The sequence below is a fragment of the Pseudonocardia sp. UM4_GMWB1 genome (genome assembly GCF_017312155.1).
GTDB classification, from domain to species: domain Bacteria; phylum Actinomycetota; class Actinomycetes; order Mycobacteriales; family Pseudonocardiaceae; genus Pseudonocardia; species Pseudonocardia alni.
In genome coordinates, this window is record NZ_QJPN01000001.1 from 3847714 (window position 1) to 3863379 (window position 15666).

15 protein-coding genes are annotated in these 15666 nt (G+C 73.9%); 6 read left to right on the top strand and 9 right to left on the bottom strand.

Features of this window, described 5'->3' with window-relative positions; all coding sequences use genetic code 11:
* Window positions 1-6: 6 nt before the first annotated feature.
* From DMP15_RS17870 to DMP15_RS17880, 3 genes are all read right to left on the bottom strand, one after another.
* Complete coding sequence (locus tag DMP15_RS17870; RefSeq protein WP_073575156.1) at window positions 7-315, bottom strand: PASTA domain-containing protein; 309 nt, start codon at window positions 313-315, stop codon at window positions 7-9.
* Between the two features lie 59 nt (window positions 316-374).
* The gene (locus tag DMP15_RS17875; RefSeq protein ID WP_073575157.1) at window positions 375-1253 is read right to left on the bottom strand and encodes an MBL fold metallo-hydrolase; all 879 of its coding nucleotides are present in this window, start codon (window positions 1251-1253) and stop codon (window positions 375-377) included.
* A 170-nt stretch (window positions 1254-1423) separates the two neighbouring features.
* Window positions 1424-1915: a bifunctional nuclease family protein gene (locus DMP15_RS17880; RefSeq protein ID WP_073575158.1), complete on the bottom strand. Its 492-nt coding sequence runs from the start codon at window positions 1913-1915 to the stop codon at window positions 1424-1426.
* A gap of 100 nt (window positions 1916-2015) precedes the next feature.
* Here DMP15_RS17880 and DMP15_RS17885 point away from each other — a divergent pair, with 100 nt between their 5' ends.
* The gene (locus tag DMP15_RS17885) at window positions 2016-3080 is read left to right on the top strand and encodes an SDR family NAD(P)-dependent oxidoreductase (RefSeq protein ID WP_073575159.1); all 1065 of its coding nucleotides are present in this window, start codon (window positions 2016-2018) and stop codon (window positions 3078-3080) included.
* Here DMP15_RS17885 and nrfD read toward each other — a convergent pair.
* The 3 genes from nrfD to fdh form a co-directional block, all read right to left on the bottom strand.
* Window positions 3013-4059: an NrfD/PsrC family molybdoenzyme membrane anchor subunit gene (gene nrfD / locus DMP15_RS17890; protein WP_083658517.1), complete on the bottom strand. Its 1047-nt coding sequence runs from the start codon at window positions 4057-4059 to the stop codon at window positions 3013-3015. The genes DMP15_RS17885 and nrfD overlap by 68 nt on opposite strands.
* A gap of 149 nt (window positions 4060-4208) precedes the next feature.
* A complete protein-coding gene (locus tag DMP15_RS17895) occupies window positions 4209-5150 on the bottom strand; it encodes a 4Fe-4S dicluster domain-containing protein (protein WP_073575160.1) in 942 nt (313 codons plus the stop codon).
* Window positions 5147-8371, bottom strand: coding sequence for a formate dehydrogenase (gene fdh / locus DMP15_RS17900; RefSeq protein ID WP_083658389.1), 3225 nt, complete (start codon window positions 8369-8371; stop codon window positions 5147-5149). Before fdh ends, DMP15_RS17895 begins: the two co-directional genes overlap by 4 nt.
* 740 nt (window positions 8372-9111) lie before the next feature.
* Here fdh and DMP15_RS17905 point away from each other — a divergent pair.
* The 3 genes from DMP15_RS17905 to DMP15_RS17915 all read left to right on the top strand — a co-directional run bounded on the left by DMP15_RS17905 (window position 9112) and on the right by DMP15_RS17915 (window position 11295).
* The gene (locus DMP15_RS17905; protein WP_139282764.1) at window positions 9112-9561 is read left to right on the top strand and encodes a hypothetical protein; all 450 of its coding nucleotides are present in this window, start codon (window positions 9112-9114) and stop codon (window positions 9559-9561) included.
* Window positions 9562-9799: 238 nt separating this feature from the next.
* Complete coding sequence (locus DMP15_RS17910; protein ID WP_073575162.1) at window positions 9800-10558, top strand: esterase/lipase family protein; 759 nt, start codon at window positions 9800-9802, stop codon at window positions 10556-10558.
* Window positions 10555-11295 carry a GAF and ANTAR domain-containing protein gene (locus DMP15_RS17915; RefSeq protein WP_083658394.1) on the top strand — a complete coding sequence of 247 codons (741 nt, stop codon included), beginning with the start codon at window positions 10555-10557 and terminating at the stop codon, window positions 11293-11295. Before DMP15_RS17910 ends, DMP15_RS17915 begins: the two co-directional genes overlap by 4 nt.
* On the opposite strand, the gene DMP15_RS17920 is transcribed toward DMP15_RS17915, so the two are convergent.
* Entirely contained in the window at window positions 11268-11549 is a 282-nt protein-coding gene (locus tag DMP15_RS17920; RefSeq protein WP_073575163.1) for a hypothetical protein, read from the bottom strand. The genes DMP15_RS17915 and DMP15_RS17920 overlap by 28 nt on opposite strands.
* 116 nt (window positions 11550-11665) lie before the next feature.
* On the opposite strand from DMP15_RS17920, the gene ppk2 reads away from it, so the two are divergent.
* Together ppk2 and DMP15_RS17930 are read left to right on the top strand one after the other, a co-directional pair.
* Window positions 11666-12637, top strand: a complete 972-nt coding sequence (ppk2, locus tag DMP15_RS17925) for a polyphosphate kinase 2 (RefSeq protein ID WP_083658396.1) — start codon at window positions 11666-11668, stop codon at window positions 12635-12637.
* 937 nt (window positions 12638-13574) lie between these two features.
* Entirely contained in the window at window positions 13575-13883 is a 309-nt protein-coding gene (locus tag DMP15_RS17930) for a DUF6158 family protein (protein ID WP_073575165.1), read from the top strand.
* A 138-nt stretch (window positions 13884-14021) separates the two neighbouring features.
* On the opposite strand, the gene DMP15_RS17935 is transcribed toward DMP15_RS17930, so the two are convergent.
* On the bottom strand, window positions 14022-14804 hold the full coding sequence (locus tag DMP15_RS17935; protein ID WP_073575166.1) for an alpha/beta fold hydrolase: 783 nt from the start codon (window positions 14802-14804) through the stop codon (window positions 14022-14024).
* 484 nt (window positions 14805-15288) lie between these two features.
* Complete coding sequence (locus tag DMP15_RS17940; protein ID WP_073575167.1) at window positions 15289-15642, bottom strand: STAS domain-containing protein; 354 nt, start codon at window positions 15640-15642, stop codon at window positions 15289-15291.
* Window positions 15643-15666 lie beyond the last annotated feature (24 nt).

A 15666-nucleotide genomic window follows, 5' to 3' on the forward strand; every position in this document is an offset into this window, starting at 1 on the left:
GCGCCGTCAACGCCGCCCACCGGTCACCACCGGGCCGGGCCCGACCGGGCGCAGCCCACCTCCACCGCCCCCGCCGTCGTCACCGGGCGGAGGGCCGGTCCACATCCGCACGGTGCTGCCGAACGTCACGACGGCCCCGGCCCGTGGCTCCTGTTCGAGGACGCACCGCTGCGGTGGGTCCTCGCCGGGACGGCGGTGCTCGACGGCGAGCACGCCGCCGTCGAGCGCCACGTCGTGCGCGCCCGCCACGTCGAGACCGGTGAGATCGGGAACCACGACCACCCGCTCGCGGCCGTGTTCGGTCGTCGAAGCCATGGGTTCGCATCACCGCTGCCCGGGCCGCCCACACCTCCCCGGTCGACGACGTCGGTGGATCAGCGGGGCGGCAGCGCGTCGAACGGTGTTCCGGGCGCGTTCGCCGACCCGGTACCGGGGCCCGGGCTCGCCGCGACCCACCGTCCCGTCGACGGCGGCAGCTCCACGGTGTCCCCGCGCCCGACCACCCGCACCCGGTCGCCCATCCCGCGGGCCCGCATCTCCTCCAGGAAGTGTGTGAGTGGGGACCGGAACACGTCGTAGTCGTCGAAGTGCACGGGGACCACGCGACCGGGCCCGACCATCTCCACCAGGTCGCTGCCCTGCGAGGCGTCCAGGGTGACCAGTACACCGCCGACCCGGGTACCGCCGAGGTGGGCGACCATCACGTCGATGTCACCGAACCGGTCGCGGATCTCACGCAGCTCGGGGACCAGGACGGTGTCCCCGGTGATGTAGAGCCGCAGCACCCGCCGGCCCCGGCGCTCGTGGTCGATCACCGTGCCCTGCACCGGCGGCAGGAGCCGGTGTACACCCACCGGGCCGTGCCGCGCCGGTACCGAGGTGATACGGACCCGCTCCTCGTCGTCACCGAGCTCCCAGCTGTCCCAGGTCTCGAGTCCGGTGGCCGCCTCGAACCCCCACCTGCGCAGCCGGCGGCGCGCGTGGGGGGTGGTGAGGACGGGCACCGAACGGTCCAGTCCGTCACGGGCGACGTCGTCGAAGTGGTCCCCATGCAGGTGCGACAGCACCACCGCGTCGAGGCGGGGCAGCTGATCGATGTCCAGCGCCGGGTCGGTTCGCCGCCTCGACGACAGACCCCAACCCAACCGGGCACGCTGCCCCCGATGCAGGAAGTTGGGGTCGGTCAGCAGCCGGAACCGGCCCAGCCGCAGGATCACGGTGGCGGTACCGACGAACGTCAGCGAGGTGTCCACGCCTGCCCGCCTACCCGGCGCCCGCGAGCCAACACCCGACGTGAACCCCTCCACCACCCTGTGCATCGCGGTTGTGCACCAGCGACCCTGGAAGGCGGCTCGGATCGGTACCCGGGAGCCGGATCGTGTCAGGCCCCGGTGGTTGAACACGACAGCCGCCGGGGCCGCCCTCAGGGGCCGTCGAAGTCGTCGGGCACCGCGGTGTCGAGGAACCTGCGAAACGCGTCGACATCGTCGGTCTCCGGCCCCGCATCCTGCACGCTGACCATGCCGGGGTCGATACCGGCCGCGGCGAGCACCGTGTCCCCGACCTCGATCGCCGCACTTTCCTGCAACGCGAGGACCACCGCGTCGCTGGTGCGGGCGTCGATGCGGGTGCCGTCGTCGAGCTGCAGTTCAGCGTGGAAGACGTGGTCGCGCAGGGCGTGCACCCGGACGCACAGCAGCCGGCGCCCAGCTGCCTCGAGCACCGCACCGATCAGCCGGTGGGTACCGGGACGGGTACGGCGGACCCCCTCCAGCTCGGCGACCGCGGCCAGCGTCTCCGCCCCACCGACCGACACTGCGACTATTCGCCCGCGCCCGGCTGTCTCCTCCAACAGGACCACCCGGTCGGCCGTGACCGCGTCGACCCCGACCGCCTTCACCCGTACCTCGACCATGTCCGCTCCCGCATCGTCCGTCGCGCCATCGCGCCTACCCCGGCCTCTGGGACCCACACCCGGCGGCATGGACCGGTGCGGCCCGGGTAGCCGGCCGGACATGCGGCTCGACGGTGCTGTGGTGGTGGTGACGGGTGCGTCCGGCGGGATCGGACGTGCGACGGTGCGGGAGCTGGCGCGCCGTGGCGCCCGGCTCGGGTTGATCGCGCGCGACCGAGCGTCCCTGGAGGACGTGGCGGCGGAGCTGCCCCCGGACCGGGCCCTGGTGGTGCCCTGCGACGTCGCCGACGACGAGGCCGTCAGCGCGGCCGCCGCGCACGTCACCGAGCAGCTCGGCCCGATCGACGGCTGGGTGAACTGCGCAGGCGTCGCCGGGTTCGGCACCGTGCTGTCGACTCCGCCCGCCGACGTGCGACGGCTGCTGGACATCAACATCGGCGGTTGCCTCAACGGCGCTCGCGCGGCACTGCCGTCGATGATCGCCTGTCGGCACGGTGTGCTCGTCAACGTCTCCTCGGTGCTCGGGATCATCCCGGCGCCGTGGGTGACGCCCTATTGCATGTCCAAGTCCGCGGTGCGGACGCTGTCGGCCGGGCTGCGCGCCGAGCTGCGTCGTGCGGGCATCCGCGGGGTCTCGGTGTGCACGGTGCTGCCCGGGGCCGTCGACACCCCGATCTGGTCGACCGCGGCCAACCACACCGGGCGGAAGGTGGCCCCTCCCCCGCCGGTGGACGCCCCGGAGCGCGTCGCCCGGGTGATCGCCGCCCGGCTGCGGCGCCCGCGCCCGAGACGGTCACAGGCGGGATCGCGGTACGGCTGCTGGTCCTCGCGCACCGGTTCGCACCGGGACCGGTCGAGCGTGCGCTCGGGCTCGTCCTGGGCCGCTGGTCGCTGCACGGCGGCACCGCGCAGACCTCGGGGGCGCTGTGGGACCCCGCCCTGTCCGGGCATCGCACCCGCCGCTGAGCCGTGCCGCCGGCCCAGGCGCGCCGGATCCGGCCGGGACCAGGCACGTCCTCCGGCACGTCCGGCGGCGGGTGCGATCGGTCAGGACGCCCGGACCGTCCCCGGCGGTACCGACCCTGTTCGCCGGGGGTTCACCAGGCCGGTCCGCCGTCGGATCCGGCACCCGCCGGGTCCGGACCGGGGAGGTCCCCCGCGGTGACGGCCTCGCCCGGCGGCACGGTGCCGAGATCGCCGCGCTCCTTCTCCGCGGTGCGGGCGGCTTCGCGACGGCGCAACCGATCCCGCTGTGGGACGACGGTGTAGGCCGGGTCCCACGCGGTCGCCATGCCGGCGTCGAACACGCCCCACCGGGTCGCGGCGGACCCGGCGTTGAGCAGGAGTCCGGCCGCGGCGTCGAACCCGCGGCGGCGCCGTCGTGAGCCCGGGCGCAGCCGGTCGAGCAGCGGTCCGGCCAGCGCTGCCACCAGACCGCCGAGGGTCGCGGCGCGGGCGGCGCGCAGCACCCGTCCGGCGCGGCCGGTGCGGTAGGCGTGCGCGCTCATCCCGATCGCGGTCTCGGTGCGGTGGGTGGCGGCCAGCTCCAGCGCCGCTCCGGCGACGGCGATGCGCCGCGGCGGGCCGTCACCGTTCCCGGTGAGCAGCGCCGACCCGCCGCCTGCGGCGAGCGCCGACCCGGCGAACACGAACGGCAGCTCCCGGTAGGCCTCGTGCCAGCCGGGGACGGCGGTGTCGGCGAGCAGCACGGCGGTGTAGGTGGTCATCGCCGGGCCGAGGAGCCCGCCGACCAGTCCGGCGACGCGCCCGGCGCCGGGCAGCAGCCCGGTGACCTCCGAGGCCGCCGCGGCCCCGGTGACGGTGCCGAACGGGGCGAGGATCCAGGATCCCACCGACAACGGCGAGGTCGGCTTGAACACCCGCATCATGTGCAGGAACCGCTCGGGGCGGCCGAGGTCGTGGATGAGGAACGCGACCGAGGCGACCGCCCCGCCCGCGGCGACGAGCCGACCGGAGCGACGCAGTCCGGGCCGGCAGGTGAGGTCGGCCAGCGCCGCCGTGGACGCTGCGACCCCGGCCGCGCCGCCCAGGTAGAGGTAGGCGGGGACGTCGGGCACCTTCCACACCGGCGGCTTGATGATCGGCCGGTCGTGGTAGCTGCGGAAGTCGGCCTCGGGAACCATCAGCCGCTCGCCGCGGCCGCCCCGGCGGCGTCGCCGTCGCTCGGCGCGGCTGGGCGCGGGGCGGGTGTCGTCGTGCCCGGCGGGGGCCTCGTCGGCCACGTCCGGTCCGGGCGCGGCCTGCCCGGCGGCGGGACCGGTGCCGTCGGCGGTCACCGACGGGCTCCGACGAACGCGGCGGCGACCGTGGCCGCGACGGTCGCCGCGGCGACCGCCGCGTGCCGCCACATCGACGGCAGGTCCCGGGTCGTGACCACCGGGTCCGGTGGTAGCCCGTAGGCCTCCGGTTCGTCGAGCAGCAGGAAGAACGCGCCATCGCCGCCGACGCCGTCGTCGGGGTCGCGGCCGTAGAGCCGGGCGCCGTCCACACCCTGGGCCTGCAGCGTCGCCAGCCGCTCGTCGGCACGGGCACGCAGTTCCTCCAGCGGGCCGAACTGGATGGACTCGGTCGGGCACGCCGTCGCGCAGGCTGGGGCGAGGCCGGCGCCGAGCCGGTCCTGGCACATCGTGCACTTGAACGCGCGGCCGTCGCCCTCGCGCTGGTCGATGACGCCGTACGGGCAGGCGGGGATGCAGTAGCCGCAGCCGTTGCAGATGTCCTCCTGCACGAGCACGGTGCCGTGCTCGGTGCGGATCAGCGAGCCGGTCGGGCAGACGTCGAGACACGCGGCGTGGGTGCAGTGCTTGCACACGTCCGAGGACATGAGCCACCGCACCTCGGTGGCGTCGGCGCGGTGCTCACCGGCGTCGACGGAGCCGGGCAGGTCCATCGCCGGCATGCCCAGGTCGGTCTGGGCGGAACGGGTCGCGGGAACGCGTTGCTCGACGAACGCGACGTGCCGGTAGCTCGACGCCCCGAGTCCGCCGGTGTTGTCGTAGCCCATCCCGGCCGACTCGAGGACGTCGCCCCCGGCGCCCTGCGGGGTGACCCCGTCGGCGGGCAGCGCGTTCCACTCCTTGCACGCGACCTCGCACGCCTTGCACCCGATGCAGACGCTGGTGTCGGTGAAGAAGCCGACCCGGTCGGGGTGGTCCTCGGCGTAGCCGGCGTCGGCGGAGGGGTCCGCCAACGGGCCGTACCACGAGTTGCTCACTGGTCCTCCAACCCGGCGGCGCGCCGCCGGTCGGCGAGGTAGGCGACCAGGTCGGGCCCGCGCGGCCGTCGTCCGGGGCGGATGTCGCAGGTCGCGGCCTTGGTCTCCATGATGTGCACGTTCGGGTCGAGCGCGACCGAGAGGATCTCGTTGGCCGCGTCCCCGGTGGACAGTCCGTTCGGGCCCCAGTGCCAGGGCACGCCGATCTGGTGGATCACCGTCGTGCCACCGGAGCCGTCGCCGACCCGCAGCGGTTTCGCCCGCTCGGTGATCATCACCCGGCCCTCGACGGCCGACCGCGCGGTGACCACATGCGCCCAGTCGTTGTCCACCAGGCCACGCTCGGCGGCCAGCTCCGGGGACACCTCCAGGAACATCTGCGGGAACAGCTCGTTGAGGTGCGGCGTCCACCGGCTCATGCCGCCCGCGGTGTGGTGTTCGGTGACGCGGAACGTCGTGAACACGTACGGGAAGTGGTCCCCGGGCGGGTTGTAGGTGTTGTCCGGGCGCGGGAACTGCTGACGCGCCGGGTTGGCCCGGTGCCGGGGGTAGAGCACGTTGGGCACGGGGGACTCCTGCGGCTCGTAGTGCGCCGGCATCGGCCCGTCGAGCAGCCCGGCCGGGGCGTAGAGCCATGCCCGCCCATCGCCCTGCATCACGAACGGCTCGTTGCCGGCGATCGACTCGGCACCGCGTGAGTGCTCGGCAGGGACGTGGTCCGGCGGTGTGCTCACCGGGAAGTCCGGCACGTCCGGCCCGGTCCAGCGCTCCCCGTCCCACCACAGGAGCTTCTTGCGCTCGCTCCAGGGCTTCCCGTCCGGGTCCGCCGAGGCCCGGTTGTAGAGCACCCGGCGGTTCATCGGCCACGCCCAGCCCCACTCGGCGGCCACGAGGTCCTGCTCGCGTCCCGGCCTGCGGCGCGCAGCCCGGTTGACCTCCTCGGCGTAGACCCCCGTGTAGATCCAACAGCCGCCCGCCGTCGACCCGTCGGCCTTCATGTCCAGGTAGGACGACAGGGCGCGGCCGTCGGCGTCGGTGCCGTTGATCTCCCGCAGCACCGCGTCGGCACTCGGCTCGGCGATCCCGGTCGGTCCGACCTCGACCGGGTAGTCCCAGGTCAGGTCCTGCAGCGGGCGGTCGCGCCGGTCCGTGGACCCGGCCAGACGCTCCTTGAGGCGCAACCCGAGCTGGTGGTAGAACCACAGCTCGCTGCGACAGTCCCCCGGCGGTTCGACGGCCTTGTGGTGCCACTGCAGCAGTCGCTGGGTGTTGGTGAAGGTGCCGTCCTTCTCGGTGTGGTTGGCCGCGGGGAGGAAGAACACCTCGGTACCGATGTCCTCGGTGCGCATCTCCCCGGTCTCGACCTCCGGGCCGTCCTTCCAGAACGTGGCGGTCTCGATCATGTTGAGGTCGCGCACCACCAGCCATTCCAGCTTCGCCAGCCCGAGGCGCTGCTGCTTGGCGTTCGCGGTGCCCACGGCGGGGTTCTCCCCCATCACGAAATAGCCCGGCACCTCGCCGCGGGCCTGCGCCATCACCGTCCGGAACGACGAGTGATCGCCGGTGAGGCGTGGGAGGTGGTCGAAGCAGAAGCCGTTGTCGGCCGTGGCGGCGTCGCCGAACCAGGCCTTCAGCAGGCTCACCAGGTACGTGTCCATGTGGCCCCAGTAGCCCTTGTCGCCCGAGTTCGACTCGATGAACGTCGCGAGGTCCTGCTCGCGGTGGGCGTGCGGCATCGGGATGTAGCCCGGCAGCATGTCGTACAGCGTCGGGATGTCGGTGGAGCCCTGGATGGAGGCGTGGCCGCGCAACGCGAGGATCCCGCCGCCCGGCCGCCCGATGTTGCCGAGCAGCGACTGCAGGATGGAGGCGGCCCGGATGTACTGCACGCCCACCGTGTGGTGGGTCCAGCCGACGGCGTAGGCGAACGCCGAGGTCCGCTCCCGCCCGGAGTTGCGGGTGAGCGCGTCGGCGACCGCCCGGAAGTTCTCCGGGGAGATCCCGCAGACCTGCTCGACCATCTCCGGGGTGTAGCGGGCGTAGTGGCGGCGCAGCACCTGGAACACGCAGCGCGGGTGCTGCAGCGTGTCGTCACGGGTCGGGGTCGCGGAGAACGGGGCGCCGCCGGACCCGGAGATCTCGGCGTGCTCGTGCTCCTGCACCATCGCCCGCTCGTCGCGCAGCCCGGCACTGGCCTCGACATCGGCGTCCTCGTACTGCCAGGAGTGCACGTCGTAGGTGCCGGTCGCCGGGTCGAACCCGGAGAACACTCCGTCGAGGTCCTCGGTGTCGCGGAACTCCTCGGACACGAGCATCGGTGCGTTGGTGTAGGCCTTCACGTACTCCTCGAAGTACGCCCCGGTCTCCAGGACGTGCCGGATCAGCCCGCCGAGGAACGCGATGTCGGTGCCGGCGCGCAACGGCACGTGCACATCCGCCACGGCCGAGGTGCGGGTGAACCGCGGATCGACGTGGATCACGGTCGCGCCGCGTCGCTTCGCCTCCATGACCCACTGGAAGCCCACCGGGTGGGCCTCGGCCATGTTCGAGCCCTGGATGACGATGCAGTCGGAGTTGACCAGGTCCTGCTGGTAGTTGGTGGCCCCACCACGGCCGAACGAGGTTCCCAGACCGGGAACCGTGGAGGAGTGTCAAATACGGGCCTGGTTCTCCACCTGGACCGCGCCGAGGGCGGTGTAAAGCTTCTTCATGAGGTAGTTCTCCTCGTTGTCGAGGGTCGCTCCTCCGAGACTCGCGATGCCCATGGTGCGGTGCAGGTGCCGGCCCTCCTCGTCGACGTCCTGCCACGTCCGCTCACGGGTCTCCACGACCCGATCGACGATCATGTCCAGCGCTGTGTCGAGGTCGAGGTCCTCCCACTCGGTGCCGTGCGGGCGCCGATAGCGCACCGTGGTGACCCGCTGCGGGGAGGTGACCAGCGACAGCGTCGAGGAGCCCTTGGGACAGAGCCGTCCGCGGCTGATCGGTGAGTCCGGGTCACCCTCGACGTGGGTGACCCGCCCGCCGCGGGTGAAGACGTTCTGCCCGCACCCGACCGCGCAGAACGGGCAGATCGACTTGGTGACGCCGTCGGCCTCGACGGTCCGGGCGACCGTGCGGTCGGTGCCCGCCGATCGGGACGCCACGCCCCGGCCGAGCGGGTCGGTGCCGGTCAGCTGCCGGGCGACCGGCCAGGACTCGATCCACTCACGCATTCCCACACCCGCCCGTGTGCCCGGTCACCACCGCCCCAAACCCCCGCCGGTCCGACGGGTGGGTCCCCGGGTGTCCCGGGCGGACGTCCGCTCCGGCCGCCGGGTGATCGACGTCGAGGGAGGCGCTGGTCGACACCAGCCGGGCGTCGGTCGTCCCGTGCCGCCCGGTGCCCGCGGACACGACCCCATGCCGGGTTTCGCGCGGTCGGCCCCGGGGAGGCGCCACCCCATGACAGGACCGGCTCATGACGACGGCCCGGACGGGGAGACGGCGGGTCGCGAATGGCTGGTGGTGGGGCTGCTCGCCGACCCCGACCTCGCCGAGGACGTCGCTCGCGACATCGCGCCGCGGCTGCAGGACGAGCTGCCCGGCGAGGTGGCGGGGCGGGCGGTCGGCTGGACCGTCGTCACCGGCCGGGACGCGTTCGAGTCACTCGGCAGCCCGGACACCGACCTGATCGACAAGGCCCGCGAGCGGGTCGCCGACACCGGCTGGGACCTCGCCGTCTGCCTCACCGACGTGCCGCTGCGTTCCGGCGGGCGGACGGTCGTGGCCGATGTCGCCGACGACTGCGTCGCCGTCGTGTCGCTGCCCGCACTCGGCTCACTGCGGCTGCGCGACCGCGCCCGGCGCGCCGTCGGCGACGCGGTGACGACGATGGCCGCCCAACATCTCGACCCCGGGTCCGGCTCCACCGGCACCGTGCCCGCCCGCCGGGGCGGCGCGCTGCGCCTGCTGGTTCGGTGTGCTCTACCCGAGTATCTGGACGCTCGCGGCCTCGATGCCCGGCTGGCGGCTCGCGGTGGCCCTGGCCGGCGCAGTAATGGTGCACGGGGGCTGGCTGGTCGTCGGGCACGGCCTGTGGGAGCGCCGCGGCGACCCGCGCCGGCGCGACCGGCCCAGCACCGGGCTGCGGAACTCGGCGACCGTGGTCACCGTGGTGCTCGGCGTCGCCGCCTACACCGCCGTCCTGTTCGCGCTCGCGCTGGCCGCGCTCCTGGTGATCGTGACCCCCGACTACCTCGGACAGGAGATCGGGCACCGGGCCGGGTTCGGCGACTACCTGGCCACCGCGCTGATGGCGACCGTCGTCGGCACCGTGGCCGGCGCGATCGGGTCCGGGCTCGAGGACGGCGCCGCAGTGCGACGGGCCGCGTACCGGACGCGCACCGCCGAACGGATCCGGGACGGATGACGGTCATCGGAATCATCCTGTCGCTCCCGGGTAGGAGGGCCCCGCCGCAGGAACCGGCGGCGACCCGAGTGGCCAGGAGGTCGACACGTGTTCCGACACACCGAGCTGCTGCAGTGCGAGGCGAAGCCGGACGGTCCGGACCCCACCCGTCGTCGTGTCGGCGCGCCCCACCGCGTTCCGGCGCCACGCATGCGTCCGGGCGTGCCGGGTAGGCGGAGGGCCCCGACCGGAGGTCCGTGTGCTCACCGCTCTCGTCGCCGCAGGTCTGGAGAAGGCCGGCGAGCTGACGATGCCCGCCGCCGAACCGGCTGCGTGGCCCGACCTGCACGTCCACCGCGATCCGGTCCTGCTGTTCGGCGGTTTCGGCACCACAGCCCCGTTCCTGCGCCCGCTCGCGGGCTGGCTGCGCGCCCGCGGCCATCCCGTGGTCGCGGCCGCCGTCGGTGCCGGGTTGGGGTGCGGGCGCGCCACCACCGACCGACTGGAGCTACAGCTCGCCGAACTCGCCGACGCGACCGGGCGACCGGTGCGCCTGGTCGGACACAGCCGCGGCGGGCAGTTCGCCCGCGCCCTCGCCCACCGCCGTCCGGAACTCGTGTCCGGCCTGATCACGGTCGGAACGCCGTTCCGCCTCGTCGGGCTGCGCGCGCCGATGCTCGTCACCGTCGCCGCGCTGACCAGCGTCGGGACCGCCGGCCTCACGGGGGTCGCCCGAACCGCATGCCTCGTGGGACGGTGCTGCCGCGGGTTCCGCGACGCCCAACGCGCACCGGTACCCGCGACGGTGCCGTTCACCTGCATCTACAGCCGTGGTGACCGGGTCGCCCCGCCGCGCGTATGCACCGATCCGCAGGCGGTGAACATGGAGGTTCCGGGTGGACACACCGGGCTCCTGATCGGGGCCCACGCCCGGGAGGCGATCGCCGAGGCCCTCGACCGCGACACCGCACACGACGACTCCGGGACCACCCGGCACACGGAGAGGTGCCCGCTATGACCGTGCCCCCCGATACCGAGGCTGTCCTCGCCGAGCTGCGCGATGCAGCGGCCGGGTTGGTGTCCGCCCGCCACATCACCGACCTCGACGACGCGCTGCGCGGCATCGTCACCGCCGCGGTCGCGACCGTGCCCGGCGCCGAGGGCGGCGGCATCTCCCGCACCCACGGGCGGCGGGTCACGTCGCACCATCCCAGCACTCCCCGAATCGCTCGGCTCGACACCACGCAGAGCCGGCTCGGCGAGGGACCCTGCGTGGACGCCGCCGACCGTCCCCCTGCCTCCGGCGTGGTGCACGCCGACGACCTCGCGGGCCCCGACGCGGCGCGCTGGCCGCGGTTCGCACCGCGAGCCACGCGGCTGGGCTACCGCTCGATCGTGTCGACCGGACTGGCTCACCGGACCGGCCCACACACAGCGCTCAACCTCTACGCCCAGAACCCGCATGCTTTCGGCGACACCGCCCACGCCGTCGCCGGGCTCTTCGCGGTGCAGGCCGCGATGCTCCTGCACGGCGCCGAGCACACCGCCTACCTGCAGCGGGCGCTGGAGAGCCGCGACATCATCGGCCGGGCGAAGGGCGTGCTCATCGAGCGCTTCGGGCTCGACGACGACGCCGCGTTCCGCCGCCTGGTCACCAGCTCGCAGGAGACCAACATGAAGCTGGCCGACGTGGCGCGGTGGGTCGTCGAGGACGCCGTGGCCCGGCGTCAGGAGCGGGGCAGTTCGTCGGCGTAGGGCACCGGATGGTCCGCACCCTGGTCGAGGAACGTCTCGTTCAGGACCTGGGCGATCACGTCGTGCTCCAGCGCGGACATCGGGTGCTCCCCGCGCAGCAGCGCGGACAGACCGTCCGGCCCTCGGGTGCCGCCGAGGGCCAGGTAGTTCGACCACAGGGTGCCGTCGTCGAGGCCGGACAGTTCCAGGCCGAGCAGCAGCGCGCGTAGCGACTCGTCGTGCCGCGCGGGGTCCAGGATGCGTCGCGGGTTCACCCGTCACGGCTACCCGCTCGCGAGCGGTCCTGCACGGATGGGGCGGCGGGGCGATTCCGGACGATTCGCCCGGCCGGGGCCGGGTACCTCCGCACGGAGACGGAGAAAGGGGTGCCATGACGTCGATCGGACAGGCGGTGGACGGCTTCCGCGGGCTGCCCGACGTCGCGGGGCGGTCCGCGTCGACCCGGCGTGAGCTTCGGGAGGCGTTGCGGACCGTCGACCTGCTCGACGACACCCACACCTGGAGCGTGCACGACGACGTCGACGGTGACGGGGTCCTCGTCGACGCCGACGGCCGGGAGGTCCGGACGTGGTGTGAGGAGTACCCCTACACCGAGCGGATGCCGCGCGAGGATTACGAGCGCACCAAACGCGCCCTGCAGATCGAGCTGCTGAAGCTCCAGTCATGGGTGAAGGACTCCGGCGCCCGGGTCGTCGTGCTGTTCGAGGGCCGCGACGCCGCCGGCAAGGGCGGCACCATCCAGCGCTTCACCGAGCACCTCGACCCGCGCGGCGCCCGGGTCGTCGCCCTCGACAAGCCGACGCCCACCGAGCAGGGGCAGTGGTACTTCCAACGGTACCTGGAGCAGTTGCCCACAGCCGGGGAGATCGTGCTGTTCGACCGGTCCTGGTACAACCGGGCCGTCGTCGAGCGGGTCATGGGTTTCTGCACCGACGACGAGTACGAGCGCTTCGTACGCGAGGTCCCCGGCCTGGAGCGCTCGCTGGTCGAGGACGGCATCCATCTCCTGAAGCTGTGGTTCTCCGTGTCGCGCGCCGAGCAGCGCACCCGGTTCGTGATCCGGGTGCTGGACCCGTTGCGCCAGTGGAAGCTCAGCCCGGTCGACCCCGCCGGAATGGCGCGGTGGGAGGACTACACCGCGGCCAAGGAGGCGATGTTCGAGCGCACCCACACCGAGCACGCGCCGTGGACGATCGTCGACTCCGACGACAAGCGCCGCGGGCGGATCGAGGCGATGCGCTGCCTGCTCTCCGGGCTCGACTACCCGGCGAAGGACGTCGCCGTCGTCGCCACACCGGACCCGCTGGTCGTCGGACACCCGGCGACCGGGAACCGCCCCTGACCCCGGTGCGCGGCGGTCACCCCGCGGCGCGGCGCGGCGCGCGCTCTCAGGACGGCCCGAGCACGTCGTCGCGACGCAGCACGGCGTCCGCCAGTCGGCGACAGTCTCGCCACGGCGGTCCGCCGCCTCGCGCAGCAGCACGTGCGCCCGCTCCGGGGGAGGTCGTGCTGCTGGGCCGACCACCCCACGGCCTGCTCGATGCGGGCGCGGCGGTCCACCGCCCGCTGCGGCTGCTCGGCCGGCATGCCGCCCTCGTCGGGCACGCACTGCTGCATGTCCTGCTCCTTCCACGCCCCACGCTGCGGCCGGCAGGTGCGCCGCCGGCCCACGGTGGCACACCGGGGCGATCGCCCGCGGTCGTCGGTCGGTCCCTGCGTCCGGCGGTTCCAGCCGGGCAGGGAGCCTGCGGTCGGCGAGGGCCCGGGCGAGGGCGTCGACGGTGGTGCCGTCGGCGAAGGCCCGGGCGCGCATCAGCAGCAGGGCCTCCTCCGGTGGGAGGTCCAGGGCGTAGGCGGACACGCCGTGCTCGCGGGCGGCAGCGACGAACGCGGGCCACCGCGGGTCGAGGCCCAGGTCGGGAACCAGGACCGGACGGCCGCTACGCAGCGCGTCGACGCAGGGACCCTTCCCCGTGGTCAGCTGCACGTCCTCGGGCCGGCGCCGTTCGAGGGCGCGGCGGCGAGCACCTCGGCGCGCAGGGATCGGTAGCGCTCCGGGTTCACCGGCCGGCTCCTGAGGCGGACACCGCCACGCGCCGTCGTTGCCCATACCGCCGGCTCAGCACGCCTGATTCCCGTCGTCGTTCCACGCTCGTTCCCGGGGCGGCTGCGTTACTGAACCGGTGACGACGAGAGTCCCGTCCGCGCGACGGGCGCGGCGCGTTTCCGGCCGCGGTGTGGCCGGGCCTACGGCGGCGGGTACCGGGTAGGCGCTTGTCATGACCGCTCCGCCCGGGCTGCGTCCCGACGGCGGTGCCTCCTCGGACGCCTGCGACGCAGACGTCGGCACGTCCGGCGAGGACGCAGCGGCCACTCACGGCGTCGCCCCGCTCGACCTCGCCGACGACGACCTGCGCCGCGAGATGACCCACCTGCACACAACCCGCCACGACACCGTCCTCGGTGGGACCGAGGACGCGTTGCAGGTCCACACCACCCGGATGCTCGCGCTGGAAGCGGAATTCCTGCGCCGCCTCCCGGATGAGGCCGCCCCGGATCCGCGCCGCACGCGCGCCGGGAGCCGCTGAGCACCGGACGCGGGCCGCGGGGGCCACCCCTCGCGGCCCGCGCCACTCCAGCCAGACCTCGGTGTCGTCGGGCGGGTCGAAGTTCAGCTCGGGATGGTCGTGGTCGTCCGCCATCGGGACATGGAGTGGCCGTGCGGGTCACGCCGAGCGGGCCGGCTGCGGCTCGGGTCTCGGCCGACCGCTCCCGGCGGAGGCGAGGAACGGGCGCAGCGCCGCGGCCATCTCGGCGCCGTGCGTCAGCGGCGCCATGTGCGCCGCCGAGGCGACGTCGGCGACCTCGGCCGCCGCGGCGGAGGCGGCGAGCCGGACGAGCCAGTCGGCCGAGCAGATCCCGTCGCGAACGCCGCGCAGCAGCAGTACCGGCCCACCGAACCCGCCGACCGCATCGGACAACGGGTGGCGCCGCGTGGCCTCCAGCGCGCGAACGAAGCTGACCATGCCGCTGTAGGTGTAGTCGCGCACCAGCTGCGGCACCTGCCCCGGGCGCTCGGCCACCACGTTGCGCAGCCACCCCCGCACCAACGCAGCCCAGCTCCCGGCACGCGGGTCCGCGGTCGGGCCCACCAACACCAGGGCAGGCACCCGACCCGGGGCGGAACGAGCCACCTCGGCGACGACCTGACAGCTCGCCGAGTGGCCGAGCAGCACGGCGGATCCGATCCCGAGGTCGTCCATCCGCCGCAGCAGCCGCCGCGCCGACGACCGCGGGTCCAGCGGCGCCCGCGGCGAGGCGGGCACCCCGTAGGCGGGCAGCGCCAGCGCCGTCGCCGGGAACGGCAGACCCAGGCACGACAGCGTCGGCTCCCACCCGCGGACCGACAGGCCGAGCCCCGGAACGGCCACGGCCCCGACCTGGCCGAACCGGGCGCCGTCGGGTAGCGGCAGCACCTCCGGCGGACAGATCCGCGCCGGCAGCCTCATCGGTCCCCTCCCCCGACTCCGCGGTTCTGCCGGGGACCGACCGTGGCCCACACCGTCTGGTCCCGCAACCGGCGCATGACACCCCAGCTGGCCACCGAGTCGACGATGGCCGGCCCGCGTCCGCCGAATCCACCCAGCCGCGACCGGCCGACCGTCGGTGATGCCTGCGGAAGCCCGTCATCGACCTCCACGCGCACCTGGACAGGTCGGCGATGCACGTAGATGCGGACGATGTCCACCCCACCCCCCGTGATCATGAGCGTTGGCGATGAGTGCGGTGACGACCAGTTCGGCGTCGATACCCAGGCGCCGATCGACACCACGCAGCTGATCGCGGAGCCAGCCCGGGACAACCGTCACCCGCGACGGGGTGCACCCGTCCAGGGCTGACCGAGGCCGACGCGGCGCTCCACCCCGCCAAGCGCGCGGGCCGCAACCGGGTGGAGTGCGCCTGACCGGCGTCGGCGGACATCCGCCGGGAACGTCACCTCCGCCCGGTGACGGAGGTGATGGCGACCTCGACGGTCGGGTACCAGGTGAGCGCAGCCAACCTCCGCTGCGCGGCGGGCGACAGGAAACGCAGGTCGAAGGTCCCGGCCACGGCGAAGCCGATCCGACGACGGCTACAGGCATGAAGCGCGTGCGCGAGCGCCTCGGGGCCACCTCGGCTGATCGTGTCCGACGCCGACACGTCGATGACGACGATGTCGAGCCGTCGGTGACCGGCCCGGGCCATCTCGATCTCCGCATCGAGGAGGCGCAACAACCGGCCACCGGAGGCCGAGTCGAGATGGCCCCGTGTCCGGATGACCGTCGTGCCGTCATGAGGGTGGGTCACGAACGGTCGCTCCGCGCCCGGTCG